Origin of the sequence: Caballeronia sp. LZ016, assembly GCF_031450805.1 — a bacterium.
Classification (GTDB): domain Bacteria; phylum Pseudomonadota; class Gammaproteobacteria; order Burkholderiales; family Burkholderiaceae; genus Caballeronia.
In genome coordinates, this window is record NZ_JARTVY010000004.1 from 156,745 (window position 1) to 183,373 (window position 26,629).

Sequence of the window (26,629 nt, forward strand, 5' to 3'; positions counted from 1 at the left end):
ACTACAGGTTCCTGACAAGAGCAATGGCCGATTCAGTGTCCGAGGCGGCGCTGAGATGGCTATTCGGTTTCTTGCTTTCGGCGTTCCACTGGCGGGTGTCCTCACCCCATTCGACCCTGGCCGTGCCGGGCGGCACGCCTTCTAGGCGGGCGAAGCCTTGTGCATCGAACTTTCCTGTGACGGTCGTGCCGTCCGCGAAATGCACGGTGTAAGGTGCGTTCTTGACCGGCTCAAGGTCGTCGTAGGCGTGATTGAACTCGATAAAGTTCGGCGTCTCGCCAACCACGCCGTTGAGCGCCGGCATGCGCTTCTGCGAGTCGGCCCCCGGCACATCCCACGATGCGCCTTTCTCAAGAATCGGCCCCGGGGAACCGTTCACGATGCCGCTGCCGTTGATCTGGATGTAAGAACCACCCGCGCCGATCCACACCTCCTTGGACGCCGTGATGACGATCTTTCCGTCGGTGCTGGTGATAGTGATGTCCTTCAGCGCGGATAGCGACGCCTCGTTGCTCAATGCCTGAATCTCGACCTTGCCGCGCGCAGCGACGAGCTTGATGCCGAGCTGGTAGGCGAACATCGAGATCGCGCCACGCACGGACGCGAGCAAAGAGCGACCGGACGAAAAGCTGACATCGCCGCCCGCCGTGACCGCATGGCCGTTGACGCTTGCGAAGTGCGTACCATCGGCGGCAGTGGATGCAATCCCCGCACTGCTGGAAAGAAGCAGGTCCGGGCGGGTCATCTCGGGTCCGACTTCCGATGCCTGCGCGCCGCCTTTGACTGCCGCGTTTTGCTCTTTGATGGCGGCGTTGATGTCGTCCTGCGTGGCCGTCTCTTGCGCACCGTGCCGCTGCGCGAGCTGCGCCGTGTCCTTGTGTTGTTGACGCGCCTGCGCAAGCCGGGCGACCGTCTCGGCCATGTCTTTCGCATGACCTTTTGCCCCGGTGCGGGCCTCGGTCGTGACGAGCATTCCCAAGGCAGCGCGCAGCACGCCCCACATGTCGGTGCGCAGTTCGAAGCCTTGGCCCCGCGCCTCTTGTCGGCCTGCTTTGCCGAAGATGCGGCGGATGAAGCCAAGGCTCAGAATGGATGATCCCTGATCGCTTGAGAGCTGCGCCTGCAGCTCGCCTTTCGTGTCATCGAGCGCGAGATGATTGGTTCCCTGCTCGTTGCCCAGGCTGCGCGTTCGAATGCCTGACAGCGCCTTGTTCTTCGGCAAGTCCCACGCCGGTACGTTGTTCCGGTTCGTCACACTGCCGACGATGATTGCTAAGTCCGGGTCGCCGTTGATGTAGGAAACGATGACCTCATCGCCGATGCGCAGCGGCATCGCCACGCCGCGTGCGTTGCCTTGCCACGGCAGGGCGACGCGCAGCCAAACCGAGCGCTTCTCGTCGAACGTGCCTTCACGATCCCAGCGGAACTGGACGAGGGCGCGGCCCATTGCGTCGAGCCATTGCTCGGCGTCCTTGTAGCCGACGACGACGGCGTATTCAGGTCCGTGAATGCGCGGCTTCGGTGTCTTCTGTTCGAGCCGGTAATACTCGTTCGTCGGCTGGATTTCGGAGTCTGTATCGCAACGGAAAGGGGGCGAATCCTTCGCCTCAATATCGATACCCTGAATATCAAGCGTGCAGGAGACGACGACATATTCATCGTTTGCCTTCGCTTGCGGGTAGCCTTTGAGCTTGAACGTGTGACCCGGTAGCAGCCCCGTCAGATGACCGTGACCCTTGCCGCGATGCGTCCTGCATCGGATGGAGTCCATTCGCACGCTGGCAAGGTAACGCGCTTCTTCAAGCGGGTTGTTTCGCTCATGGCTTATTCCGGCTTCCTGCGGCTGTACGAAGTTGCCCCAATCGTAGATTTCGGGCCGAGGGTGCTCTACATCGCGCGGATGCTCATACTCACCTTGCATGCCGGAAGATTTCTGTCCGTTGCGCCCCCACGACGGTGCGGTATAGTCGTGGTCGCGCAACGTCACCGCGCCGGTGGCGAGAACGTTGGTGATCGACAAGGTATCGATGTATTCCTCGTCGATGCGCGCTTTCGAAGGGTTGTAGGTCAGCGTGGCGTGCGCAGGACCGTGCTCACTGTATCCGCCATAGCCATCAGCTAACACGAGCCGATGGAAGCCGTCGGAGTGCTCCCACCAAAATATGATGCCCCACTCCTCCCATAGCCGACGCAGCAGAGAGTAGTCGCTTTCAAATGCTTGTCGCTGATAGTCGCGCTTTGGATAGTAGCCTTTGCCGCTACCCGCTGGCCCGCCGATGCGATAGACAACCTCAACCGGGTAGTCGTGCATGACTTCGCGCGTGATCTCAATGACATCGAGACCATAAAACCCACGTGAATTGAGGTTCTGGGTGGCTAAGTATAAGGCTGGGCGTAGCGTCAACTCATAGACAATCGAGCGGCCATCACTGCCTGCGATGCGCGCCGTCGAGATGATGCCGCTGATCTCACGCGTATAGCCGCCGACGTTGCCTGCGCCAGTGTTGCCGGGCATGCCGGGAATGAACTCGTACTTGCCGCGCACTTGCACGAAAACAGTTGCTTCGACGCCGAGCAGCTTGTCCAGGTCCAGGCTTGCAATGTCGGCGGTCCTTCCGCGATAGTCCGCGCTTGCTTTGAGCGTAATGACGTATTCGAATAGCTCGCCGATGGCATCGGTTCCGCGCAGGCGGATTGGCACGAGGCACGGCACTCCCAGGTGGTCCGCTCCGGGAAGTGCGTCGCAGCGAAAACCGAGGGTTCGGGGATGCTCTAGTGCACGCATGCAAGCCGTTTGCATCGAAAAAAATGCCTCGCTCAATGCGAGGCAAGTTCAGGGATGCCTTGGAGTTAAGGCATGTTGAGGATACCGCAGCACTGCTCGCCGACTGGATCTCCAAGACGAAATTTCACTGAAGCGGCGCGCCTTCACAGTAGAGCGCCGTCTGCGTTCGACACAGCCTTCCATCTGAGGCCTCCCCAGCCCCTGCGCTGCCGCCCCTGTAAGCTACGCATCTCGACCACGCGCCACCACCATGCCCAAAATCAACCCCGCTCGCCTCCTCGCCGACCTTCGCCATTTGCGCACCTTCGGCGCCACCGGTCCCGGCGTCGTCCGCCTGTCGCTATCGCCCATCGACATGACTGCCCGCCGCTGGCTCGTCGACCGGATGCGCGATGCGGGCCTCGACGCATCGATCGATGGCGTCGGCACCGTGTATGGCCGCTCGCGCAACGCCGGCCCCGCGCTGCTGATCGGCTCGCACACCGACACCCAACCGACAGGCGGCTGGCTCGATGGCGCACTGGGCGTGATCTACGGCATCGAGATCGCACGCGCGCTCGCCGAATGCGAAGCGACGAAGCATCTAGCCGTGGATGTCGCATCGTGGATCGACGAAGAAGGCACGTTCTCGGGCTTTCTCGGCAGCCGCAGCTTCGTCGGCGACAACGTGGACGAAGCGATCCGTCGCGCGCGCAGTCGCGAAGGCGTCTTGCTCGCCGATGCGCTCGCGCAAGCCGGCGTCGCCGACGCACCGCGCGTCCGTATCGACAGGACGCGGCACCGCGCCTACCTCGAACCGCATATCGAGCAAGGCGGGCGGCTGGAGACGGGCGGCAAGTCGCTCGGCGTGGTGACGACCATCGTCGGCATACGCGAACTCGCGCTGCGCTTCACCGGCCAGCGCAATCACGCCGGCACGACGCCGATGCACATCCGCCGCGACGCGGGCGCAGCGCTCGTCGCGTTCATTTCGCGCATGGACGATGCCTTCAGGCAATTGGCCGATGCCGACACGGTGTGGACCGTCGGCCGTATCGAACTCGATCCGGGTTCATTCAGCGTCGTGCCGGGACGGGCGGACATGTACCTGCAATTCCGCGATGCCGACGCCGCCCGACTCCATGCGATGGAACGCGCGCTCGCCGGCTTGATCGACGCGTTCAACGCAGAGAACGGCGCGCGCGTCGAAATCATGACGAGCGAGCCGCCCGAGCAACCCGTCATGATGAACGACGCATTGCAGGCGCATCTCGCCGATGCCGCCGAAGCGCTCGCGCCGGGCCAGTGGGAGCGCATGCCGAGCGGCGCATCGCACGATGCACAGGTCATCGCGCATCATCTCCCGGCGTGCATGCTGTTCGTGCCGAGCATCGGCGGGGTCAGCCACGACTTCATCGAAGATACGGAGGAAGCGCATATCGTGCTCGGCTGCGAAGTGGCGGCGCGGGCGGCGGCAAGCATCCTGCACGAACTGCATCGGGATTCCTGACCGCGCGTCATCAATGAAGTGACGCGTGCGGCATTGGTCCAGAGAAGGCGTCGTCCTACCATGCGAGGCTTCTGCACACGGAGGAATCAACGATGTACGCCATCACAGGAATCACCGGACAAGTTGGCGGCGCGCTCGCCAATGCACTGCTCGAAGCGGGAGAACCCGTGCGCGCCGTCGTGCGCGATGCGAGAAAGGGCGACGCCTGGTCCGCACGCGGCTGCGAAGTCGCCATCGCCGCGATGACCGATGCCGGCGCGCTCGCGCAAGCCTTCGAAGGCGCACAAGGCGTCTTCATTCTGCTGCCGCCGATGTTCGACCCCGCGCCGGGTTTCCCGGAAGCCCGCGAAGTCATCGATGCAATCGTCGCGGCGCTCGCCCGCGCACAACCACGCAGCATTGTGTGTCTCTCGACCATCGGTGCGCAGGCTGCGCAGGAGAACCTGCTGACGCAGCACACGATGCTTCAGGAAGCGCTCGCCGGTCAGCCGATTCCCGTCACCTTTCTGCGCCCCGGCTGGTTCATGGAAAACAGCGCATGGGACGTGCAATCGGCGCGTGAGGAAGGCATCGTGCATTCGTTTTTGCAGCCGCTCGATCGGGCGATACCGATGGTCGCAACGAGCGATATCGGTAAAGTCGCGGCCAGACTGCTAACGGAAGCGTGGCGGGGCAATCGCATCGTCGAACTCGAAGGCCCGAAACGCGTGAGTCCTGACGATATCGCCCGCGCGTTCTCGGCAGCGCTCGGCAAGCCGGTGCGCGCACGCGCCGTGCCGCGCGAGAGCTGGCAAGCGTTGTTCGACAAGCAAGGCATGAAGCATCCGATGCCGCGCATCCGCATGCTCGACGGCTTCAACGAAGGCTGGATCGACTTCGAGAAGCCGCACGGCGAAATCATCAAGGGCGATGAATCGCTGGAATCGGTGATCCGCAAGCTCGTGGCCTGAGGCGATTACTTTCCTGCAGCTTCGGCTACGTTCTCGTCACGCTCCCAGCCGCCGCCCAGCGCGAGGAACAGGTTCACCTGATCCACCGCGACCTGGCCCTCGGCCGCCGCAACTTGCGCGGCGACGCTCGTGAGCGTGCGAGTCGCATCGAGATCGGCAATGAACGATTCACGGCCCGCCGAATACAGCCGATGCGTCTCGTCCGCCGATTGCACCGCCGAGCGATACGCCGTGCGCAGGGTGTCGGCGCGCGTCGTATCGGATGCATACGTCGCGAGACTGCTCTGCGTTTCGCGCAGCGCGTTCAGCACCACGCCGTCGAAGTGCGCGAGCGCGCCGCCCGATGCCGCTTCCGCCTGCTGCACGCGGGCGCGCTGGCCGTTGATCGGGAAGCTCCAGTTGATGAGCGGCCCGAACGCCCAGCGATTCGTCGTCGCGCCCAGCAGGTCTTCCGCGATACCGACCGATCCCACCGACGCGCCGAAGCTGACCGACGGATACAGCGCCGCCGTCGCCACGCCGATGCGCGCCGTCGACGCCGCCAGTTGCCGCTCGGCCTGCCGCACATCGGGACGGCGTTTGAGCAGCGCGGCGCCATCGCCGACGGGGATCGGCTGCCGCAGCTTCGGCAGCCTCTTGCACGCGAGCGCGGCGGGCGGCAGCGCGGACGGCGCACGCGCGAGCAGCATCGCCAGCCGATACTGCGCCACGCGACGGCGCGCGACGTAACGCGGGATATCGGCGGCGAGCGTTTCGGACTGCGTCTGTCCGCGCGTGACTTCCGACTGATTGCCGCGCCCCGCATTGCGCAGCCGCGTCGTCAGCCGCACGCGTTCGCGCTGCAGTTCCAGCGACTTCTGTGCGATAGCCAGCTCTTCCGCCGCCGAACAGGATTCGACGTACGCGCGCACGACATCGGCGACGACCGTGATGCGTGCGAGATCGGCGGCGGCTTCGACCGCCTCGTCGTCGGCGACGGCGGCCTCGATGCCACGCTTCAGCTTGCCGAAGAGATCGAATTCGTAAGAGACGCTCAATTCCAGCGCGCCTTCGTTTACAACGGGGAGCTTCTCCATCAGCAAGTACTGCTCCGCCGATTCCTGCGCGCGCTGGAACGCGGCCGAGCTTTTGCCCGAGAAGCCGCCTTGCCGGTTCGCGAACTCGACTTCGGCGCGGGAACGCGCGAGATTCGCCGCAGCCACACGCAAGTCCGCGTTCGATGCGAGCGCTTCGCTGACGAGTTGATCGAGCGCGGGATCGTCGTAGAGACGCCACCATTTCGAGGGCGCGGCGCCTTGCGTGACGGGCGCATCGGCGGCGCCTTCGATCGCCGCGTTCGCATACGGCGCGTTGACGGCCGCGCCTTCGGGCACCTTGTAGTCGGGGCCGACGGTCATGCAGCCGCCGAGCGCGAGCATCGACGCCATCAGCGTCAGGCCGAGGCATCGCGTCTTCATGCGTGCGACGCTTTTCATTGCGATGCGCCCGAAGCAGTTGCGCCGGCCGGCCTATGCGCAGGCACCGGCGATTGAGGCGCCGTCGCCGATGCCGGCACGTTGCCCGCCGGCGCACGACGCCCGATCGACGGACCGATGCCGCGAACGGACACGGTGGCGGTGCGGCCCGCGATCATGCGGAAATCGGCGGGAATCTCATCGAGCGTGACGCGCACCGGAATACGCTGCGCGAGCCGCACCCAGCTGAACGCGGGGTTCACGTTCGGCAAGAGACTCGGGCTTTGCTGACGATCGCGGTCCTCGATCGCCGCGACGATGCTCTGCACATGACCGCGCAGGATGTTCGGCTCGCCCATCACCTTGATGTCGACCGGCTGGCCGATGTCGATGCCATGCAGCTTCGTTTCTTCGAAATAGCCATCGACGCGGAAGGAATGCAGATCGACCACCGACAGCACCGCGCGCCCCGCCGATACGAACTCGCCCGCACGCGGCGCCCGATCGTTCAGATAGCCGTCGACGGGACTCACGATCTCCGTGCGCTGCAGATTGAGACGCGCGGTATCGATGGCGACTTGCGCATCGGCGAGCGCGGCGGTGGCCTGCTGAACCCGCGCCTGCGTTTCTTCCACCACTTCACGCGCGACGAGATTGCCGAGCGAACGGTTGCGCGCGTCTTCGCGACGCGCCTGATCGAGCGTCGCGCGGCGCTGCTGCGCGGTCGCTTCGGCGTTGCGCAGCGCGAGCGTGTAGCGCGCCTGATCGATTACGAAAAGCACGTCCCCGCGTTTGACCTGCTGGTTGTCGGCTACCTTCACATCGGTGATGAGGCCCGACACGTCGGGCGCGACCTGGATGACATCGGCGCGGACGTGGCCATCGCGTGTCCACGGCGCGAACATGTAGTAATCGACCAGCTTCCACAGCACGACGGCTGCAATGGCGACGACGATGAGCGTGAGCAGGATCTGCCCGACGGAGAACCAGGTTTTTTTCACGTGATGAGCCGATGCGAAACGACGACGACAAACCCCAGCACCAGCACATAGATGCCGAGATCGAAAACGGAGCGATGCCACACGAAGCGATAGAAGCCCGCGCGCGCGAGCACGGTGCGGATCGCCAGATTCAGCAGATAGGCGATGAACATCAGCACGAGCACGGCGGGCACGAAGACGCCGAGAATGTCGATTTCGCCGATCATGCGAACCTGTTCAGTGACAAGAGTTTAGTGAGCATCATGCCGGCTCTTCGCGCGGCGCATCGCCGTGTGCGTTCGGGTCCGCCTGGCTTCCGGCCGCGGGCGGATGCAGCGACAGACGCACGCCGATGAGCGCGTGCAGCGTATCGCGCAAGAGGCGTTCCCCTGGCAGCGCGGCTTCGCGATGCCTGCCGGCTTCTTCGATGGTATGCGCCGTCACGCGCGCGACCGCGGCATCGATGGTTCGCACGAGCGTGGCCGGCACCGGCAGACGATCGCGCCGGTCGATGCATGACTGAAAGTACGCGTGAACGCCTGCGAGCACATCGTCGATGGACGACTGCACGTCGGCGGTGAGCTTGCGGCGCGCGCGGCGCAGATCGAGCGCATTCAGAGCGACGCGAAAGTCCCGGAAGCTCTCAATGGACGGATGCCGGTGCGAGTCCGTGCTCGCGTGTCGCGGCAGCACCTGCATCAGGCGGTCGAGCATGCGCGAGTACAGGTCGCGCTGATCCGAAATCGTCGCCGTCGATGCGCTGACGACGATATCGCGCCATGCCGAACGCGTGAGGCGCGCAACCGCGAGTTCGGAGCCGAACGGCCGCGTGATGCGTGTCCAGACGAACGCGAAGAGAAGCCCCGCGAGCCCCGCGAGGTTGCCGTTGAGAAAGACGAAGATATTGGCTTCGTAAGCGCTCTGGATGCTGAGAAACGTCGCCGTGTTGACTGCGACGAGCATGGTGATGAGCGTGAAGCGCGGGCGCGGGATCAATGTGCCGATGATGATGAACGGCGCCGAGAAGATCACGACGAGCATCGCGAAGTCGTGCACGTGCGGCAGCACCGCGAACACATACAGCCCGGCCAGCGCGACGCTGATGCACGTCGCGAGAAAGAACTTGAACACTTGCGGCGCGGGCTCGTCGAGCGCGGCGAAGAAGCAGCACGCCACGGCGGCGAGCGCCACGCCGCTCGCGCCATCGGCCCAGCCCGATTCGATCCACAGCACGCACGCGACGATGATCGCGCCGACCGCGACCGCCGTCGAAAAAAGCATCATGCCGAGGTCGAAGAAACGCGCGGTGCCGCCGAGGCGCCAGTGACGGAAGCGCGGACGCCAGCGATGTTCGTCGTGCAGGATCGCGGCGCGCAGCGTGCGAATGTCGCGCCATACGTCGATGACCTGACCGAGCCGCCACAACGCGCTCGACAACAGCGCGCCGTCTTCGCTCGCGAGCGCTTCAGCCGATGGCCGCATCGCCGCAATGCGCTCGCGGAACGCATCCGGTTCGCGGTCGGATTCGGCGGGATCGTGTTCTTTCGGGGCGGGCAGCGACGTCCATTTGGCGACGTCGGCGAGCAGCGCTTCGAGGCCTTCCGGATGCCTGCCGCGCCGCGCGATCAGTTCGATGAGCGGATCGGCGAGGGAAGAGATGAGCGGCAGAAAGATTTGCATGCGCCCTTGCAGCGCCCGCGCGCGGCGCACGATATCGGGGCGCGTGTGATCGTAGGTCAGCTGGCTCAGCAGCATCTCAAGGCCGTTGACCGTGGCCGCAAGCCGTTGGCGCGCGGCGGAAACGGGCGCGCCCGCCAGCCGCCCCGAGAGCGTTTCGCTTGCATAGAAGGCGGCGTCGCGGAACCACGCGTCGGTGCGCTCGATCAGCGTCGGCGCGAGACGGCTCGGAAAGAACACCGTGCCGACTATGCTCGCCACCACGATGCCGAGCGTGATCTCTTCGGTGCGCGCGATCGCGAGATCGAACACGGCGGTCGGGTTCGTGACGGCGGGCAGCGCGATCAGCGGCAGCGTATAGCCCGCGAGCAGAAACACGTAGCTGCGCGCGGTGCGGTCGAACATCGAAAGAAGCAGCAGCGTGCCCGTCCATAACGCAACGAGCACGCTGAACAGAAACGGCGATTCGACGAAAGGCGGCACGATCAGCACCGCGCCCGCCGCGCCGATCACCGTGCCGAGCGCGCGATACAGCGCCTTCGATCGCGTCGCGCCGACGAACGGATTGGAGACGATATAGCAGGTGGCCATCGCCCAGTAAGGACGCGGCAATTCGAGTGCAAGCGCGATGTAAAGCGCGATCATCGCGGCTGCGAAGGTCCGCGTGGAGAACAGCCATTCGCGTGCGGACGGGAAATTCATGGTGCGGGGGTATAAGGCTTGCCGCTGGTTGCATCGACCGATGCATTGAACACGCTGAGCACCCGCAGCGTCGTTTCCAGGTCTTCGCGGCTCACGTCCTTCAGAAGCTGTTCGCGCAGTGAAACGAGCCGCTCTTCCATGTGTGCGGTGACGGCGCGGCCTTCGTCGGTGAGCGAGATGCTCTTGGCGCGCTTGTCCTGAGGATCTTCGTCGCGCCGCACGAGGCCCGCCGCGCATAACTGGTCGAGCAGGCGCACGAGCGATGGCCCTTCGATGCCGATATGCTCGGCGAGCGTGACCTGACGCACCGCTTGCCCGAGCCGGTTCGCGGCGAGCAGGGGCACCGCGCACGCCTCCGATACGCTGTATGAAGCGAGGACGCCGTGGCTCGTGCGCCGCCAGCGGCGCGCCGCCAGTACGAGCGTACTGCTGACGGAACGGCGCAGGAGATCGATGGGAGTCATGGGCCGGGATTATAGCGGCTGTTTCCTTCGTTAGCGTACTATCGATTGGGGATTTCCCGAGTGTGTTCGTCCTGCGTTCGGCGCTGCGCCGCGCATCGAAAATATCTCGTGTTATGTTGCCGATTCGACCACCCGCAGCGCCAGCCATGCCGATCAGTTACCTCAGGGGTCTCACGTCTCCGACCCGCACGGATTCCGCCAATCGCCGGCTCGGCTGCGCGCTGGCGTTCGTGGCCGGGGCGGCTAACGCGGGCGGTTTTCTGGCGGTGGGGCAGTACACGTCGCATATGTCCGGGCTGGTGTCGTCGGTCGCGGATAACCTCGTGCTCGGTCAGATCGCGCTCGTGTTCTCCGCGATCGGCGCGGTGCTCGCCTTCCTGTCGGGCGCGGTGACGTCCGCGCTGCTCATCAACTGGGGACGGCAGCGCGCCGCACAGAGCGTGTTCGCGACACCGTTGCTGCTGGAAGCCTGCCTGCTGCTTCTGTTCGGGATGCTCGGCGCGAACCTGGAGACGCATCGCGTGTGGGACGTGCCGGCGACGGTCGCGCTGCTGTGCTTCGTGATGGGCCTGCAGAACGCAATGATCACGAAGATATCGAAGGCGGAAATCCGGACCACGCATGTGACGGGGCTCGTGACGGATATCGGGATCGAGCTCGGCAAGAGTCTCTACTGGAACCGTGGCGTGCCGCGCGGCGACGCCCGCTATGTGCGCGCGAATCATGCCCGGCTCGCGCTGCTGAGTTCGCTGCTCGGCATGTTCGTGGCGGGCGGTTTGGCGGGCGCGGTGGGCTTCGCGCATCTCGGCTTCATGGCGACGGCGCCGCTCGCGGTGCTCCTGCTGCTGTTTTCATCGGTACCGGTGGTGGATGATCTGTCGGCGGTGCGGCGGCGCAAGTGAAGGTTGCGTCGTGCTTCTGCAAGCGTGATTCCTCGTCGCATAGAATCCTTCGCGTCGATCATTCAATCGAAGGATTCAGGTCATGAAGCCCACTGTGCTGCGCTTTTTCGCAGCAGCCGTTCTCTCCGCATGCCCGCTCTCGGTGTTCAGTCAGAGCACGACTCCCGATTCCATCGAGCACATCGTCGATACGACCATCGCGCCGCTCATGAAGCGCGATGACATCGCGGGCATGGCGGTCGGCGTCATCGCTCACGGGAAGACGCATGTGTTCACCTACGGCGTGGCGTCGAAGGAAACGGGCAAGGCCGTCACAGCCGATACGCTCTTCGAACTCGGCTCCGTCAGCAAGACGTTCACCGCGACGCTTGCTTCATACGCGCAGTTGCAGGGCGTTCTTTCACTGAGCGATCCGGTCAGCAAACACGTTTCCGAGTTGCAAGGCACGCCGTTCGGCGACGACGTGACGCTTCTCGACCTCGCGACGCACACGCCCGGCGGCCTGCCCTTGCAGGTGCCCGAAGCCGTTCACGACAACGCGCAACTGATGCAGTATTTCAAAACGTGGAAGCCGCGCTATCCGGCGGGCACGTACCGGACGTACGCGAATCCGGGCATCGGCATGCTGGGTGTCATCACCGCAAAGGCGATACGACAGGACTTCGACACGCTCATGCAGCAGCGGCTCTTTCCCGCGCTCGGCATGACGAGCACCTATATTCAGGTGCCGGCCGCCCGCATGAAGGACTACGCGCAGGGTTATGCGAAGGACGGCGCGCCGGTCCGTGTGAACCCGGGCGTGCTGTCGTCGGAAGCGTACGGCGTGAAGGCGTCGGTGACGGACATGATGCGATTCGTTCGGGCCAACATGCGCGACGCCGCGAACATCGACGCGACCCTGCAGCGCGCGATCGTTGCGACCCACACCGGCTACTTCGCGGCCGGACCGATGACGCAAGACCTCATCTGGGAACAGTATCCGTATCCTTCACGATTGCGGGTTCTGCTCGACGGTAACTCCCCGGCGATGGCGCTCGACGCGCGACCGGTCGAGCGCATGGAGCCGCCGCAAGCGCCTCGCGACGATGTGTGGATCAACAAGACCGGATCGACGAACGGCTTCGGTGCGTATGTTGCCTTCGTGCCGGGCGAGCATGTCGGAATCGTGATGCTGGCCAACCGGAACATCCCGAACAGCGAGCGCGTCGCCGCGGCGTATGCGATCGTCACCGCCCTGCTCGATGCAGGGGCGAGCCGTCAGCGGCTTTCCTCGCGATAGACGTCGAGCGCGGTCGTTCGCAATGCGTCGATCATCACGCTCGCGGCCGGCGAGAGCAGACCGTCCGCCCGCGTGACGATGCCGAAGTCGTCCATCTGACAATCCATCGGCAGCGGCAGCATCTGCGTGACGCCGTGACGCGCATAGTAGAGCGCGACATCCTCGGCGAGCACGGCGATCATGTCGCTTTGCTCCAGGAGGCGCGTGATGAAGAGAATCGCCGCTGTCTCGACGACATTCGACGGCGGCGTGAGACTCGCACGCTGGAACATCAATTCGAAACGATGCCGAAGCACGCTGCCCGCAGGCGGCACGAGCCACGCGCACGGCTGGACGTCGGCGAGCGTCAGCGCGGCGCTCTGCAGCAACGGATGCCCGGCGCGCACGACCGCGCGCACCGGCTCCCCGCTCAACGGCTCGTAGCGCAGCCTGAGCTTGTCATGCTCCGCGGAAAGCCTGCCGATCACCACGTCGAGCTTCTCCTGCGCGAGCCGTTCGAGCAGCACGTTGCTCGCATCGATCTCGACGGACACGCGAATGTCCGCATGGGCGCGCTTCACGGCGGCGACCGCGGCGGGCAGGAGCCGCACGCCGGGCGATGTGATCGCGCCGACGGCCACGTGTCCGAGCCGCCCGGACTTCAATGCGATCAGCTCTTCCTGCGCCTGGTCGAGAGTGCCGAGCACGGAACGCGCATGGCGGACCATCGCATCGCCGTACCGTGTGGGACGCATGCCGCGCGGCTCGCGCTCGAAAAGCGTCACGCCGAGCGCATCTTCCAGTTCCCGCAGCAGCTTCGACGCGGCGGGCTGCGTCATGTGCAGCACCGTGGCCGCGCGATGAATGTTGCCTTCTTCCGCGAGCGCGACGACGAGCATCAACTGTCGCGTCTTCAGCCGATTGCGGATATACCAGGGACTCGAATTCAGCATCAACATCTAAGGGTTTGCACGAATGCTGATTTGTATATGGGGAAGGTCGAACATTTCATTGGCAGATTATCACGCGCTCTCCTATCCTTCGCCGAATCGACTTCTGAAAATGGAACGGATACATGTCGGCATCGAAACCCAGGCTGCGCTCACAACAATGGTTCGGCACCGCCGACAAGAACGGCTTCATGTATCGAAGCTGGATGAAGAACCAGGGCATTCCCGATCATGAATTCGATGGCCGTCCCGTCATCGGCATCTGCAACACCTGGTCGGAACTCACGCCATGCAACGCGCATTTTCGCAAGATCGCCGAGCACGTGAAGCGCGGCGTATATGAGGCCGGCGGCTTTCCTGTCGAATTCCCCGTGTTTTCCAATGGCGAATCGAATCTGCGTCCGACCGCGATGCTCACGCGCAATCTCGCGGCGATGGACGTGGAAGAAGCCATTCGCGGCAATCCCATCGATGCCGTCGTGCTGCTCACCGGCTGCGACAAGACCACGCCCGCGCTTCTGATGGGCGCGGCGAGCTGCGATGCGCCGGCCATCGTCGTGACGGGCGGCCCGATGCTGAACGGCAAGCTCGACGGCAAGAACATCGGCTCCGGCACGGCTGTGTGGCAACTGCATGAGTCGCTGAAGGCGGGCGAGATCGACCTGCATCAGTTCCTGTCGGCGGAAGGGGGCATGTCGCGCTCGGCGGGCACGTGCAACACGATGGGCACCGCATCGACGATGGCGTGCATGGCCGAAGCGCTCGGCACGTCGTTGCCGCACAACGCTGCGATTCCCGCCGTCGATGCGCGCCGCTACGTGCTCGCGCACATGTCGGGCATTCGCATCGTGGAAATGGCGCTCGAAGGACTGACGCTCTCGAAGATTCTCACGCGCGAAGCCTTCGAGAACGCGATCCGCACCAACGCCGCAATCGGCGGCTCGACCAACGCCGTCATCCACCTGAAGGCGATTGCGGGACGCATCGGCGTGCCGCTGGAACTGGAAGACTGGACGCGCATCGGTCGCGATACGCCGACCATCGTCGATCTGATGCCGTCGGGCCGCTTCCTCATGGAAGAGTTCTATTACGCGGGCGGTCTGCCGGCCGTGCTGCGGCGTCTGGGCGAAGCGAACCTGCTGCCGCATCCGGACGCGCTGACGGTCAACGGCAAGACGCTGTGGGAGAACGTGAAGACCGCGCCCAATACGAACGATGAAGTCATCCGCGAACTCGGCAATCCGCTGATCGCTGATGGCGGCATTCGCGTGTTGCGCGGCAATCTCGCGCCGCGCGGCGCGGTGCTGAAGCCGTCGGCGGCGAGCCCGGAGTTGCTGAAGCACCGCGGGCGGGCGGTCGTGTTCGAGAACCTCGAGCACTACAAGGAACGCATCGTCGACGAAACGCTCGACGTCGACAAGGACTGCGTGCTCGTGATGAAGAATTGCGGGCCGAAGGGTTATCCGGGCATGGCCGAAGTCGGCAACATGGGCTTGCCGCCGAAGCTCCTGCGCGAAGGCGTGAAGGACATGGTCCGCATCTCCGATGCACGCATGAGCGGCACCGCTTACGGCACCGTGGTGCTGCACGTCGCGCCCGAAGCGGCGGCGGGCGGGCCGCTTGCCGCGGTGCGCGACGGCGACTGGATCGAACTCGATTGCGACGCCGGCACGCTGCATCTCGACATCAGCGACGAAGAACTGGCGCGCCGCATGGAGGGCCACGTGCCGCCCAAGGTCTGGGGCGATGGCGGCTATCAGCGGCTGTATGTCGATCACGTGCTGCAGGCGGACGAGGGCTGCGACCTGGACTTCCTCGTCGGCAAGCGTGGCGCGGAAGTGCCGCGTCACTCGCACTGACCCGGGCGCGGAGACCATCGGTATGACATCGCGTTATACGCTGGGCGTCGTGGGCGTCGGCAAGATCGCACGGGATCAGCATCTTCCGGCGATCGCCGCGCAGCCGGGCTTCGAACTCGTCGCGTGCGCGAGCCGCAATGCGACCGTCGATGGCGTGCGCAACTACGCCGACATCGACGCGCTGCTCGCCGGGGAAGCGTCGCTCGATGCGGTGTCGCTTTGCGCGCCGCCGCAAGTGCGCTTCGCCCAGGCGCGCGCAGCGCTCAAAGCGGGCAAGCACGTGATGCTCGAAAAGCCGCCCGGCGCGAGCGTCAGCGAAGTCGAAGCGTTGCGCGATATCGCGCGAGCCAACGGCTGCACGCTCTTCGCGAGCTGGCATTCGCGTGCGGCGAGCGCGGTGGAGCCGGCGCGCGCGTGGCTCGCGTCGAAGGAAGCGGGCAAGGTGCGCGCGGTCGAAGTCCGCTGGAAGGAGGACGTGCGCCGCTGGCATCCGGGTCAGCAGTGGATCTGGGAGCCGGGCGGGCTGGGCGTGTTCGATCCGGGCATCAACGCGTTGTCGATCGTGACGCGCATCCTCCCGCGCGAGATTGCCTTGCGTGCGGCAACGCTGACCATTCCGCGCGATACCGCGACGCCGATCGCCGCCGAACTCGATTGCATCGATACGAACGGCGCACCGGTGCGCGCGATGTTCGACTGGCGTCACGGCCCGGTCGAGGAATGGGCCATCGACGTGGATACCGATGCGGGCCGCCTGTCGATTCGCGAAGGCGGCAAGCGCCTGTCGATTGAGGGCGAGGACATCGCGCTCGGCGAGGAGCGCGAATATCCCGCGTTGTACGAGCGTTTCCACGAATTGATCGCGCAGCGGGAAAGCGATGTCGATACCCGTCCGTTACGGCTCGTCGCGGATGCTTTCCTGCTCGGCAAGCATGTGGCAACGGAAGCGTTCGGCCGGTGAGCGCGCGCAAAAAAAACCCCGCTGGCGCGGGGCGAAAAACCAGTGTGTGACTAGGACACTGAGTTGGGTGCTTGAAACCCACGTGAAGTCTACGCACCGGGACGCACCAATTTAACCAGTAAACTCCTAAAGAAGGGCGCGAGCTTTGTTCGATCGGCGTCGTCCAAAGCGGCAGGCGCAATGACGTCGACCAGGCACGGTGAAGCCCTGTCATGCGGCGATACTTGGCGCTTCCCACTTCTTCCAGGATGCCGTGTGGATGCCCGCGCAAGCGCCCGCGGCGCATCTCATCGGCCTATCGGCTCCAAGGAACACACGACCTGCGATGCGCGCGGCGAACAGCGCAAGCGGTTGCGCGTTCGTGCCGCCGTCAGCCGCACCGAACGCGCCGGGTTGCAGGTCCGGCCTGCGAATCGGACACGCGGATAGCGCGGCATCGGACAATGCGAGGCGGCGGATCGTGGGCAAGTGTTCCCAAGAGCGATCCATACGGCGCACGTTCCACGACGTTTGACGTTTTCGACTAAAAATGAGGCGGCGCGTCATGGCCGTGTAAACTAGCGGGTTTTTGCCTCCGGTGAAAACGTGCAATCCACGAAGCGCACGGCGGTCAGCGGCCCGGCGCTCGTGCGCCTTCTGGCGCGCTTTGCCGATCTCGACGTACACGAACCCGGCGCGTCCCTCTCCGACAAACTGAGCCAGTGGCTCGGCTGGACCGACGCCATCGCGCTGTCGACCGCGCTCAGCGGCGATCCGCCCGCAATCGGCGGCGCGCGGTCCGCAATGACGGTTCAGCAAGACGCCTGCGCACGTGTGCGGGCGTCGCTTGCGAGCGCCATCGCGCCGGCGAAAACCGCCGCGCCGCAACGGCATCGCGCGAGGGCGCCGGTGCCGCAGATCGACGTGCCGGTCGATTACGCGGTGTATCGCCAGCGCTGTCTTTCGCTGCAACAGGCGATGGAGTCGGACATCGGCGCTCTGCGCGGCCGTTTGCGCGCGGTGCTCGCGACGCAGTCCGAACGCGCGGCGCGTCTTGCCGTCGTCGATGCCGTGATGGAACAGGCGCTTTGCGCACGCGAGCGCACCTTGTTCGCCCAGGTTCCGGCACTGCTCGGCAAGCATTTCGAGCGCATGCGCCGCGCCGGCGCGCAGACGCCGGACGGTTCGTCCGCCTGGCTCGCGGCATTCGAGAAGGACCTGCAGAGCGTGTTGCTCGCTGAACTGGATGTACGTCTTCAACCGGTCGATGGTTTGCTTGCGGCGTGTCGAGCCGCGCACTGAACGCTATGCCCCGATATCTTTTACATGTAGCAGTCTTCCTCGCCGGCCTGCTGGCCGTCTGCGGTATCGCCGTCGGTTATATCGGCTCGAACGCGCTGGCGTTCGCCGTGACGATCGTCATCGGCGCGTGCTATCTCGCCGGTGCGTGGGAATTGCAGCGATATCAGCAGACGACCCGCGCGCTCGCCGATGCCATCGATCGATCGGCGACCGCGCCGAAAAGCCTCGGCGTGTGGCTCGATCAGGTGCCCGCCGTATTGCGCCATGCCGTGCGCCTGCGCATCGAAGGCGAACGCGTTGCGTTGCCGGGGCCGGCGCTCGCGCCGTATCTCGCGGGTCTGCTCGTGTTGCTCGGCATGCTCGGCACGCTGCTCGGCATGGTCGCGACGCTGCGCGGCACGGGCGCGGCGCTCGAAAGCTCGACCGATCTCGCGGCGATCCGCGCATCGCTTGCCGCACCGGTCACGGGGCTGGGCTTTGCGTTCGGCACGTCGATCGCGGGCGTCGCGACTTCCGCGATGCTCGGCCTGCTCTCCACGCTATGTCGCCGGGAACGGCTGCACGCTGCACGGCAACTGGACGCGAAAATCGCAACGACGCTGCGCGCTTTCACGCAGACGCATCAGCGCGAAGAGACGTTCCGCCTGTTGCAGCGGCAGACCGAGGTCATGCCGAAGCTGGTCGATCGCCTGCACGCGATGATGGCCGCGATCGAACAGCAAAGCCTGGCCGCGAACGAGCGGCAACTCGCGAATCAGACGGCGTTCCACACGAACACGGAAACGGCGTACCGGCGGCTTGCGACGTCGGTGGAACTGTCGCTGAAGCAGAGCGTGGCCGATAGCGCGCGTGCCGCGAGCGCCGCGCTGCAACCCGTCATGCAGGCGACGATGGATGGCATCGCGCGCGAGACCGCTGCGCTCCACGCGAACATCGAGGGTGCGGTGAAGCGCCAGCTCGAAGGCTTGTCGAGCGGCTTCGAAACGTCGGCGGCCAATGTGGCGGATATCTGGAATCGTTCGCTCGAGGCGCATCAGGCGGCCAATGAATCGCTCGTCGGCAAGATGGATGCATCGATGGAGCGCTTTGCGCAGGCATTCGAAGCGCGCTCATCGTCGCTGGTCGATGGCATGTCCGCCCGATTCGAGGATGTCTCGCATGAACTGCGCGCGTCCGTTGCGAAGCACGAAGAGGCGAGCACGGCGCTCGTCACGCAAGCGGGCGCATCGCTCGATGGCTTCGTACAGGCGTTCGGGCAACGTTCGTCGCGTCTCGTCGATAGCGTTTCTTCGCGCATCGACCATGTGTCGGATGAACTGCGAGCGTCGGTGGCGAAGCACGAAGAAGCGAGCGCGGCGCTCGTGACGCGAACGGGCGCATCGCTGGACGGCTTCGTACAGGCGTTCGGGCAACGTTCCGCGACGCTCGTCGACGACGTGTCCGCGCGATTGACGGACGTATCGAGCACGCTGAGCGAAGCGATCGAGAGACACGGGCAGGCGAGCGCGACGCTCATCACACAAGCGGGCGCGTCACTCGATCGCTTCGCCGCGAGTGTCGAAGCGCGCTCGACGCATCTGCTCGAAGGCTTCTCGTCGCGGCTCGAAAGCACATCGGCGGCCATGTCAGAAGCCTGGCGCAGCGCGCTCACCGAACAGCAACGCACCGGCGAGCGACTCTCGGAGCAGCATCGCGATGCACTCGACGCGGCAGCCGACCGCTTCGAGCAGCACGCCGCGTCGTTGCTGCGTTCGGTCGACGACGCCCACGCCAGCTTGCGCACGGAGATCGCATCGACGAACGACGCGCGTCTCTCCGCATGGACGGATGCCCTCGCCGCAATCGCCGCCGCGCTGCGCGACGAATGGCGGCAGTCCGGTGCGCTCGCCGAGCGCCGCGAGCAACAGGTCGTGGAAACGCTCGCGCGCACCGCCCGCGAGATCGCCGAAGAGACGCGTTCGCATACGAACGGCATGATCGGTGAGATCGAGAGGGTGGTGCAGGCCGCCTCCGAGGCGCCGAAGGCCGCGGCCGAAGTCATCGCCGAAATGCGTGAGAAGCTCTCCGATTCGATGGTCCGCGACACCGCGATGCTCAATGAGCGCAGCCGCCTGCTCGGGACCGTCGAGACCCTGCTCGATGCCGTCAATCACGCGTCGAACGAGCAGCGTGTCGCGGTCGATGCGCTCGTCGCGACATCGGCGGACATGCTCACGCGCACCGGCAAGCAGTTCAGCGACAAGGTCGAAGCGGAGAGCGAGAAGATCGGCGCGATCGCCGCGCGAGTCAGCGGCAGCGCGGTCGAAGTGGCGAGCCTCGGCGAAGCGTTCGGTGCGGCGGTGGATGCGTTCGGCGCATCGAACCAAACGCTCGTCGCGCATCTGCAGCGCATCGAGACCGCGCTCGACAAGAGCCTCGCGCGCAGCGACGAACAACTCGCGTATTACGTCGCGCAGGCGCGGGAAGTCATCGACCTGAGCATGCTGTCGCAGAAGCAGATCATCGAGAACCTGCAGCAGATCGCGGCGCAACGCGAACTGGCCGGAGCGCGTGAATGAACGACGAACTCGACGCCGGCGCCGAAGCCGCTGCGCCCATCTGGGCTGCATTCGCCGATCTGATGTCGGTGTTGCTCGGCGCGTTCGTGCTGATTCTCGTCGCGGTCATCGGCGTGCAGTTGCAGCTATCGACGAAACTCGAGCAGGCCGTCAAGGAGAAGCAGCAGGAAACGCAGCGGCGCAAGACGCTCGAAGAGGCGCTTGCGGGACCGCTTGCATCGGGACGCGTGACGCTCGTGAACGGACGCATCGGCATCAGCGGCAGCGTGTTGTTCGCGTTGAATTCGGATCAGCTGCAGCCGCAGGGACGCGATCTGTTAATGAGTCTCGCGGGGCCGCTGTCCGCCTATCTGGGCTCGCGCGGCGAGATTCTCATGGTCAGCGGTTTTGCCGACGACCAGCAAGTGCGCGAAGGCAATCGCCGTTTCGCGGACAACTGGGAACTGTCGGCCAAGCGCGCGTTGACCGTTACGCGGGCTTTGATCGATGCGGGCGTGCCGCCGTCGTCCGTCTTCGCGGCGGCATTCGGCTCCGAGCAGCCGGTGAGTTCCAATGCGGACGACGAAGGCCGCGCGAAGAATCGCCGCGTGGAGATATCGCCGGTGCCGCGTCCGACCAATGCGGTGGTGAAGTCGCATGGATAGCGCGATCATCGATCTATGGCGCGCACGCGGCGACGATCGCGTGAATCCCGTGCGCTTCGGTCTGATCGATGCGATGTCGCGGCGCGCGATGGCGCACGAGGGCGAAGCGCGGCGCATCATCGACGAGAGGCTGTCGGCGTTGATCGAGGACTATGCGCGTGAAGTCAAGGCCGCTGGTTCCGCTGCAGAAGCGCCACGCGCGGAGCAAACACCGCTTGCTTCGCTGATCGAGGCGCTCACGCTGCATGCGGCGTCATATCCTTCGCATGCCGAACTACTCGATTACCTGCGGACGGTATGGTCGAAGGTCAGCGCGGAGCGGCAATTGCGCGAGTCGCTGGAACAGGTCCCGAAAAACGCGGGGCCGCTCAATTCCAGCAGTCTCGTGCATCGGTCGCTCGCGTTGATGCGTGAAGTATCGCCGGCGTATCTCCAGCACTTTCTCGCGTATGTCGATACGCTTTCATGGATGGAAGCGATGACAGGCGCGAACGCGCCTGCCGGAAAGGATGCGCCGCGCGCGAAGAAGTCCGCGCGCGGCGGTGCGCGTTAGCGCTTCAGCGCATCATGCAAGCCAGCCCTTGATGGTGGTCGCCATCACATTCGTTGAGATGCCATAGCGGTCGTGCAGGGTCGGCAGGGCGCCCGCGTCGAGGAACGCATCGGGCAGCGCGATCTGCCTGTATGCCGGCGTCACGCCCGCGCTCAACAACGTCGTCGCGACGGCTTCGCCCAGACCGCCGATGACCGTATGATTTTCCGCGACCACGACGAGCCGTCCGGAACGGCGCGCTTCGCGGATGACGGTTTCCGTGTCGAGCGGCTTGATGGTCGGCACGTGCAGCACGGCCACGTCGACCTTGTCGGCTTCGAGCGCCTTCGCGGTTTCGAGTGCGCGCATTGTCATGATGCCCGACGAGATCACGAGAACATCGGCGCCATCGCGCACGAGCTTGGCCTTGCCGAGTTCGAACGTGTAGTCGTATTCGTCGAGCACCGCGGGCACGTTGCCACGCAAGAGCCGCGCGTAGACCGGGCCCTTGTGCGCGGCGATGGCGGGCACCATCTGTTCGATATCGAGCGCATCGCACGGATCGATCACCGTCATGTTGGGCATCGCGCGCATCAACGCGAGGTCTTCCGCCGCCTGGTGGCTCGGGCCATAGCCCGTCGTCAGCCCCGGCAGTGCGGCGACGATCTTCACGTCCAGATCGTCTTCCGCGATCGTCTGGTGGATGAAGTCGTACGCACGGCGCGTGGCGAATACCGCGTACGTGGTGACGAACGGCTGCGCGCCTTCATGCGCGAAGCCGGCAGCCGCGCCCATCAGCAATTGCTCGGCCATGCCCATCTGATAGTAACGCTCCGGAAATTCCTTCGCGAAGATATGCAGGTCGGTGTACTTGCCGAGATCGGCCGTCATGCCGATGACGTTCGTCTTCGTGCGCGCGAGTTCGGCGAGCGCGTGGCCGAACGGCGCGGAACGCGTAAGCTGGCCTTCGCCCGCGATCGACGCGATCATCGCCGAGGTCTTCAAACGCGGCTTCTTTTCGATAGTGCTCATGCTTGTCTCCTGTGTCGACCGGAGGCTTCTCCGGTCACATGCGATTTACTTGCCCGCTTCGAGTGCTGCGAGCGCGAGCTTCCATTCGTGGGCGTCGACGCGGATGAAGTGATTCTTCTCGCGCTCTTCGAGGAACGGCACGCCGCAGCCCATCTTCGTGTCGCACACGATGATGCGCGGCTTCGCTTCCTTCAGATTGCGCGCGTTGTCGAAGGCTTGCTTCACGGCGTCGATGTCGTTGCCGTTCACGCGTTGCACGTGCCAGCCGAATGCTTCGAGCTTCGGCACGAGCGGCTCGAACGCCATGATCTGCGTCGACGGGCCATCGGCTTGCTGATTGTTCACGTCGATCATCGCGATGAGGTTGTCGAGCTTCCAGTGCGCGGCGGACATCAGCCCTTCCCAGATCGCGCCTTCGTCGAGCTCGCCATCGGAGAAAAGCGTATAGACGAAGGACTTGGAGTTCTTGCGCTTGAGTCCGAGGCAACGGCCGACGGCGATCGTGAGCCCCTGTCCGAGCGATCCGCCGGACATCTCCATGCCGGGCGTGTAGCTCGCCATGCCGGACATCGGCAGGCGGCTGTCGTCGCTGCCATACGTTTCGAGTTCCTCTTGCGGCAGGATGCCCGCTTCGAAGAGCGCCGCGTACAGCGCGATCGCATAGTGACCGTTCGACAGCAGGAAGCGGTCGCGGCCTTCCCAATCGGGGTCTTCGGGCTGGTAGTTCATTGCGCCGAAGTAGGCGACGGCGAGTACGTCGGCGATATCGAGTGCCTGTCCGATGTAGCCCTGGCCTTGCACTTCGCCCATCAGCAGGGCGTTGCGGCGGATACGATAGGCGCGCTCGGCGAGCGTGACCTCCTCGATGACGGGTGTGCTCATGTTTGTCTCCTTGAGTTGGATGATGACGTTCAGCGGTTCACGGTCTTGGCCGGGACGAGGAACACGAGTCCCGCGCCGACGACGACCGCCGTCGAGATGAAGATCAGGCCCGCAGTGGACTTGCCGGTGAGATCGTTGAGCCAGCCGACGATGGCCGGCGAGAAGAAGCCCGCGAGATTGGCGAAGCAGTTCACGGCGGCGATGCCTGCAGCGGCCGACATGCCCCCCAGCACAGCGGTCGGCAAGGACCAGAATTGCGACGATGAAGCCAGGATGCCGGCGGCGGCCACGCTTACACAGACGATCGATGCCCCTACGCCGCCGAGCATCGGCAGGGTGGCGAAGCCGGCTGCGGCGACGAGCATCGGAATGGCCAGATGCAGGCGGCGTTCGCGGCGCTTGTCGGCGCTCGCACCGATCAGCGGCAGCGCGATGATGGCGCAGAGATACGGGATCGCGGTGAAGATGCCGACCCACAACGGGTCCGCGACACCGGCGCGGCGGATGATCGTCGGCAGCCAGAACGTGAGGCCGTATTGACCGAGCACGACGCAGAAGTAGATCGATGCCATCAGCCACAGGCGGCGGTCCGCGATGAACGCACGGATCGACACGTGCTCGACCGTCTGCGACTTGTCCTTCTCGACGTTACGGGTCAGCAGCGCCTTCTCGGCATCGGTGAGCCACTTCGCGCCGGCAATGCCGTTGTCCAGATAGAACAGGATGACGACACCGAGCACGAGCGAAGGCAACGCTTCGAGAATGAACAGCCACTTCCATCCGGCAAGACCGTGCACGCCGGCGAACGCATGCATGATGTAACCGGACAGCGGCCCGCCGACGATGCCTGCAAGCGGAATCGCCATGAAGAACAGCGACAGTGCCTTCGCGCGCCGCGCCGCGGGGAACCAGTAGGTGAGGTAGAGAATCACGCCCGGCGCGAAGCCTGCTTCCGCGACACCGAGCAGAAAGCGCAGGACGTAGAACATCGTTGGCGTCTTCACGAAGACGAAGCACGCGGAAATGATCGCCCATGTCAGCATGATTCGCGCAAGCCAGTTGCGCGCGCCGACCCGGTGAAGAATGACATTGCTTGGTACTTCGAACAAAAAGTAGCCGAGGAAGAAGATGCCCGCGCCGATGCCGTACACCGTCTCCGAGAAGCGCAGGTCGTTCAGCATCTGCAGTTTTGCGAAGCCGACGTTCACTCGGTCCAGATAGGCGCCGAGATAGCACAACATCAGAAAGGGGATGAGGCGGCGTCCGACCTTGGCATAGGTCTTCGCTTCGAAGCTCGCGGTGTCGGTCGACGATGCGAGGTCGGCCGCGATGGGCGGCGCGTTGAGTCTGCTCTTCATGCTTGTCTCCTACCGAATGTCGGCGGGTTACGCCCCGGTTTATCCGGGTGCGTGTAGAGCGCCCGCGTGACGGGCGCGGGGAACATCAATGAATCAACATGCCGCCGTTCACATCGAGCGTGACGCCGGTCAGGTAGCTCGACAGGTCGCTCGTGAGGAACAGGCACGCGTTGGCAATATCGGCGGCATCGCCGAGACGGCCGAGCGGAATGCCCTTGATGATGTCCGTGCGCATGTCGGGCGTGAGCTTGTCGCCGGTGATGTCGGTCTGAATGAGGCCCGGCGTGATTGAATTGACGCGGATATGGTCGCCGCCGAACTCACGCGCCATCGCACGGGCGAGACCGAGCACGCCCGCTTTCGCCGCACTGTAATGCGGTCCGCCGAAGATGCCGCCGCCGCGCTGCGCCGATACGGAAGACATGCATACGATGCTCCCGCTCTGCTGCTTTTTCATCTGACCGATAACGGCTTGCGACATGTACAGCGTGCCGCGAAGATTGACGTCGATGACGGCGTCGAAGTTATCGCTGCTGATTTCGAGCGTCTTGATCGGCTGTGTGATGCCGGCGTTGTTGATGAGCGCATCGATGCGGCCGTATTTCTCGATGGTCGCGCTGGCGGCGGCGACGCAGGCGGCCTTGTCGGTGACGTCGCAAGCGAGGCCGAGGTGGCCTTCGCCGATATCGCGTGCGGCGGCCTGGGCGTCGGCCTCGCGCAGATCGAGGATGACCACGCGTGCGCCCTGCGCGGCGAGCGCCTTTGCCGTGGCCTTGCCGATGCCGCGCGCCGAAGCCGCGCCGGTCACGATCACAACACGATTGTCTAGCAACATGACTGTCTCCGTTGATTGTCTGGTGTAGACGCAGTGTGTGCGCCTTCGACCTGACGATCAACGCAGTTCGCTTCAACTATTGCTGAGATTTTTTCAGGTGTTGCGGGATGCGCGGCCTTCGATTTGCGCGTCCATCCACGCAAGGAACTTCGCGACGCGCGGTAATTGCGCATTCTGGCTCGGGTAAACCAGATGATGCGCGCCGACTTCCACTGCGTATTCGCGTCCGAAGACGGGCACAAGAGAGCCGCGTTCGAGATGCACCGAAGCGAGCATCTTGCTTTCGAGTGCGATGCCGTGCCCGAGCGCAGCGGCTTCGAGCGACATGTACGAGCGGTCGAATGAAAAGTCGAACGCCTTGCGTTTGGCTGCCACGCCGAATTTGCCGAACCATTGCTGCCATTGCACGAGCGGCGACTCGGAGAAGATCAGCCGGCGCTCGAGCAGATCTTCCGGCGATGCGACGGGGAAGCGCTCGAGATACGCACGCGATGCAAGCGGCGCGATGGTCTCATGCCGCAGCGTCTTCACTTCGACATCGGTCCAGTGCGCGTAGCCGTGGCGGACATCGACATCGTAGAAGCCCGACGTGAACGACACGTCCTCGTACGAACACGCGAGGTTCATCTGGATGTCGCCATTGGCTTCCTGGAACGCGGCGAGGCGCGGCAGCAGCCACATGAGGCCGAAGCTCGGACTCGAATGAATGCGCAGAATCTCGACTGACGTTTCGCTCGATGCGCGCTCTGTCGCGCGATTGAGTTCGGCGAGCGCACCGGTGACATCCGCGAGGTATTGCGCACCCGTTGGCGTCAGGACGAGACCGCGCCCGAGCCGCGTAAAAAGTGGACGCCCGACGATGCCTTCGAGGTTGGCGAGCTGATGGCTGACCGCTGAAGGCGTGAGGCCGAGTTCATCGGCTGCCCGATTGACGCTCTTGGTCCGTGCGACGCTTTCGAACGCGATGATGGATTTCAGCGGTGGCAGGCGCATGTTGATTGTTCGCGATATCGGCTGGGGGGAGTTTATCGCGGATGGCGGTGCAGGGCTTGAAAGGAGTTCATCATGAAGGTCAT

General features: G+C 64.6%; 22 protein-coding genes. 10 read left to right on the forward strand and 12 right to left on the reverse strand.

The features are described 5' to 3' along the window. Position 1 precedes the first annotated feature (1 nt). Positions 2-2,701, reverse strand: a complete 2,700-nt coding sequence (locus P9220_RS21200) for a type VI secretion system tip protein TssI/VgrG (protein ID WP_309767442.1) — start codon at positions 2,699-2,701, stop codon at positions 2-4. A 334-nt stretch (positions 2,702-3,035) separates the two neighbouring features. Between P9220_RS21200 and P9220_RS21205 the strand changes: the two genes are divergently transcribed. Both P9220_RS21205 and P9220_RS21210 read left to right on the forward strand, forming a co-directional pair. Then, on the forward strand, positions 3,036-4,274 hold the full coding sequence (locus P9220_RS21205; protein ID WP_309767444.1) for a Zn-dependent hydrolase: 1,239 nt from the start codon (positions 3,036-3,038) through the stop codon (positions 4,272-4,274). A 92-nt stretch (positions 4,275-4,366) separates the two neighbouring features. Beyond that, positions 4,367-5,224 carry an NmrA family NAD(P)-binding protein gene (locus P9220_RS21210; RefSeq protein ID WP_309767445.1) on the forward strand — a complete coding sequence of 286 codons (858 nt, stop codon included), beginning with the start codon at positions 4,367-4,369 and terminating at the stop codon, positions 5,222-5,224. 5 nt (positions 5,225-5,229) lie between these two features. Here the strand turns inward: P9220_RS21210 and P9220_RS21215 are convergent, their stop codons facing one another. The 5 genes from P9220_RS21215 to P9220_RS21235 are packed head-to-tail and all read right to left on the reverse strand — an operon-like array spanning position 5,230 to position 10,501. Next, entirely contained in the window at positions 5,230-6,681 is a 1,452-nt protein-coding gene (locus P9220_RS21215) for an efflux transporter outer membrane subunit (protein WP_309767446.1), read from the reverse strand. A gap of 14 nt (positions 6,682-6,695) precedes the next feature. Continuing rightward, positions 6,696-7,679 carry an HlyD family secretion protein gene (locus tag P9220_RS21220; protein ID WP_309767447.1) on the reverse strand — a complete coding sequence of 328 codons (984 nt, stop codon included), beginning with the start codon at positions 7,677-7,679 and terminating at the stop codon, positions 6,696-6,698. Next, positions 7,676-7,885 (reverse strand): DUF1656 domain-containing protein, encoded by a 210-nt coding sequence (locus P9220_RS21225; protein ID WP_309767448.1) that lies wholly within the window; start codon positions 7,883-7,885, stop codon positions 7,676-7,678. Before P9220_RS21225 ends, P9220_RS21220 begins: the two co-directional genes overlap by 4 nt. Positions 7,886-7,919: 34 nt before the next feature. Further along, positions 7,920-10,037, reverse strand: a complete 2,118-nt coding sequence (locus P9220_RS21230; protein ID WP_309767449.1) for an FUSC family protein — start codon at positions 10,035-10,037, stop codon at positions 7,920-7,922. Beyond that, complete coding sequence (locus P9220_RS21235) at positions 10,034-10,501, reverse strand: MarR family transcriptional regulator (protein WP_309767450.1); 468 nt, start codon at positions 10,499-10,501, stop codon at positions 10,034-10,036. Before P9220_RS21235 ends, P9220_RS21230 begins: the two co-directional genes overlap by 4 nt. Before the next feature lie 146 nt (positions 10,502-10,647). On the opposite strand from P9220_RS21235, the gene P9220_RS21240 reads away from it, so the two are divergent. After that, positions 10,648-11,403, forward strand: a complete 756-nt coding sequence (locus P9220_RS21240; RefSeq protein WP_309767452.1) for a YoaK family protein — start codon at positions 10,648-10,650, stop codon at positions 11,401-11,403. An 82-nt stretch (positions 11,404-11,485) separates the two neighbouring features. Further along, positions 11,486-12,682, forward strand: coding sequence for a class C beta-lactamase (gene ampC / locus P9220_RS21245; protein ID WP_404980298.1), 1,197 nt, complete (start codon positions 11,486-11,488; stop codon positions 12,680-12,682). On the opposite strand, the gene P9220_RS21250 is transcribed toward ampC, so the two are convergent. Beyond that, positions 12,661-13,614: a LysR substrate-binding domain-containing protein gene (locus P9220_RS21250; protein ID WP_309768216.1), complete on the reverse strand. Its 954-nt coding sequence runs from the start codon at positions 13,612-13,614 to the stop codon at positions 12,661-12,663. The two genes, ampC and P9220_RS21250, sit on opposite strands and share 22 nt — an antisense overlap. 122 nt (positions 13,615-13,736) lie before the next feature. Between P9220_RS21250 and P9220_RS21255 the strand changes: the two genes are divergently transcribed. The 6 genes from P9220_RS21255 to P9220_RS21280 all read left to right on the forward strand — a co-directional run bounded on the left by P9220_RS21255 (position 13,737) and on the right by P9220_RS21280 (position 21,467). Further along, entirely contained in the window at positions 13,737-15,470 is a 1,734-nt protein-coding gene (locus P9220_RS21255) for an IlvD/Edd family dehydratase (protein WP_309767453.1), read from the forward strand. 22 nt (positions 15,471-15,492) lie between these two features. Then, positions 15,493-16,431 (forward strand): Gfo/Idh/MocA family oxidoreductase, encoded by a 939-nt coding sequence (locus P9220_RS21260; protein WP_309767455.1) that lies wholly within the window; start codon positions 15,493-15,495, stop codon positions 16,429-16,431. A 585-nt stretch (positions 16,432-17,016) separates the two neighbouring features. Beyond that, the gene (locus P9220_RS21265; protein ID WP_309767457.1) at positions 17,017-17,712 is read left to right on the forward strand and encodes a DUF3348 domain-containing protein; all 696 of its coding nucleotides are present in this window, start codon (positions 17,017-17,019) and stop codon (positions 17,710-17,712) included. 5 nt (positions 17,713-17,717) lie between these two features. Beyond that, entirely contained in the window at positions 17,718-20,270 is a 2,553-nt protein-coding gene (locus P9220_RS21270) for a DUF802 domain-containing protein (protein WP_309767458.1), read from the forward strand. After that, positions 20,267-20,914: an OmpA family protein gene (locus tag P9220_RS21275; protein ID WP_309767459.1), complete on the forward strand. Its 648-nt coding sequence runs from the start codon at positions 20,267-20,269 to the stop codon at positions 20,912-20,914. The genes P9220_RS21270 and P9220_RS21275 overlap by 4 nt, the downstream gene beginning before the upstream one ends. After that, entirely contained in the window at positions 20,907-21,467 is a 561-nt protein-coding gene (locus tag P9220_RS21280; RefSeq protein WP_309767460.1) for a DUF2894 domain-containing protein, read from the forward strand. The genes P9220_RS21275 and P9220_RS21280 overlap by 8 nt, the downstream gene beginning before the upstream one ends. Before the next feature lie 12 nt (positions 21,468-21,479). Here the strand turns inward: P9220_RS21280 and P9220_RS21285 are convergent, their stop codons facing one another. The 5 genes from P9220_RS21285 to P9220_RS21305 form a co-directional block, all read right to left on the reverse strand. Continuing rightward, positions 21,480-22,478, reverse strand: coding sequence for a transketolase family protein (locus P9220_RS21285; protein ID WP_309767462.1), 999 nt, complete (start codon positions 22,476-22,478; stop codon positions 21,480-21,482). Positions 22,479-22,523: 45 nt separating this feature from the next. Then, positions 22,524-23,360 carry a transketolase gene (locus P9220_RS21290; RefSeq protein ID WP_309767463.1) on the reverse strand — a complete coding sequence of 279 codons (837 nt, stop codon included), beginning with the start codon at positions 23,358-23,360 and terminating at the stop codon, positions 22,524-22,526. A 29-nt stretch (positions 23,361-23,389) separates the two neighbouring features. Continuing rightward, positions 23,390-24,718 carry an MFS transporter gene (locus P9220_RS21295; protein ID WP_309767465.1) on the reverse strand — a complete coding sequence of 443 codons (1,329 nt, stop codon included), beginning with the start codon at positions 24,716-24,718 and terminating at the stop codon, positions 23,390-23,392. Between the two features lie 85 nt (positions 24,719-24,803). Continuing rightward, on the reverse strand, positions 24,804-25,553 hold the full coding sequence (locus P9220_RS21300; RefSeq protein ID WP_309767466.1) for an SDR family NAD(P)-dependent oxidoreductase: 750 nt from the start codon (positions 25,551-25,553) through the stop codon (positions 24,804-24,806). 93 nt (positions 25,554-25,646) lie between these two features. After that, a complete protein-coding gene (locus P9220_RS21305) occupies positions 25,647-26,546 on the reverse strand; it encodes a LysR substrate-binding domain-containing protein (protein WP_309767468.1) in 900 nt (299 codons plus the stop codon). Positions 26,547-26,629 lie beyond the last annotated feature (83 nt).

Excerpts from the sequence above, each read along its gene's own strand:
- P9220_RS21305 (WP_309767468.1), bottom strand. The coding sequence starts at position 26,546 with ATGCGCCTGCCACCGCTGAAATCCATCATCGCGTTCGAAAGCGTCGCA.
- P9220_RS21225 (WP_309767448.1), bottom strand. The coding sequence starts at position 7,885 with ATGATCGGCGAAATCGACATTCTCGGCGTCTTCGTGCCCGCCGTGCTC.
- ampC (WP_404980298.1), top strand. The coding sequence starts at position 11,486 with ATGAAGCCCACTGTGCTGCGCTTTTTCGCAGCAGCCGTTCTCTCCGCA.
- P9220_RS21205 (WP_309767444.1), top strand. The coding sequence starts at position 3,036 with ATGCCCAAAATCAACCCCGCTCGCCTCCTCGCCGACCTTCGCCATTTG.
- P9220_RS21260 (WP_309767455.1), top strand. The coding sequence starts at position 15,493 with ATGACATCGCGTTATACGCTGGGCGTCGTGGGCGTCGGCAAGATCGCA.
- P9220_RS21280 (WP_309767460.1), top strand. The coding sequence starts at position 20,907 with ATGGATAGCGCGATCATCGATCTATGGCGCGCACGCGGCGACGATCGC.
- P9220_RS21240 (WP_309767452.1), top strand. The coding sequence starts at position 10,648 with ATGCCGATCAGTTACCTCAGGGGTCTCACGTCTCCGACCCGCACGGAT.
- P9220_RS21295 (WP_309767465.1), bottom strand. The coding sequence starts at position 24,718 with ATGAAGAGCAGACTCAACGCGCCGCCCATCGCGGCCGACCTCGCATCG.
- P9220_RS21210 (WP_309767445.1), top strand. The coding sequence starts at position 4,367 with ATGTACGCCATCACAGGAATCACCGGACAAGTTGGCGGCGCGCTCGCC.
- P9220_RS21290 (WP_309767463.1), bottom strand. The coding sequence starts at position 23,360 with ATGAGCACACCCGTCATCGAGGAGGTCACGCTCGCCGAGCGCGCCTAT.
- P9220_RS21230 (WP_309767449.1), bottom strand. The coding sequence starts at position 10,037 with ATGAATTTCCCGTCCGCACGCGAATGGCTGTTCTCCACGCGGACCTTC.
- P9220_RS21215 (WP_309767446.1), bottom strand. The coding sequence starts at position 6,681 with ATGAAGACGCGATGCCTCGGCCTGACGCTGATGGCGTCGATGCTCGCG.
- P9220_RS21235 (WP_309767450.1), bottom strand. The coding sequence starts at position 10,501 with ATGACTCCCATCGATCTCCTGCGCCGTTCCGTCAGCAGTACGCTCGTA.
- P9220_RS21255 (WP_309767453.1), top strand. The coding sequence starts at position 13,737 with ATGTCGGCATCGAAACCCAGGCTGCGCTCACAACAATGGTTCGGCACC.
- P9220_RS21275 (WP_309767459.1), top strand. The coding sequence starts at position 20,267 with ATGAACGACGAACTCGACGCCGGCGCCGAAGCCGCTGCGCCCATCTGG.
- P9220_RS21300 (WP_309767466.1), bottom strand. The coding sequence starts at position 25,553 with ATGTTGCTAGACAATCGTGTTGTGATCGTGACCGGCGCGGCTTCGGCG.
- P9220_RS21270 (WP_309767458.1), top strand. The coding sequence starts at position 17,718 with ATGCCCCGATATCTTTTACATGTAGCAGTCTTCCTCGCCGGCCTGCTG.
- P9220_RS21285 (WP_309767462.1), bottom strand. The coding sequence starts at position 22,478 with ATGAGCACTATCGAAAAGAAGCCGCGTTTGAAGACCTCGGCGATGATC.
- P9220_RS21250 (WP_309768216.1), bottom strand. The coding sequence starts at position 13,614 with ATGCTGAATTCGAGTCCCTGGTATATCCGCAATCGGCTGAAGACGCGA.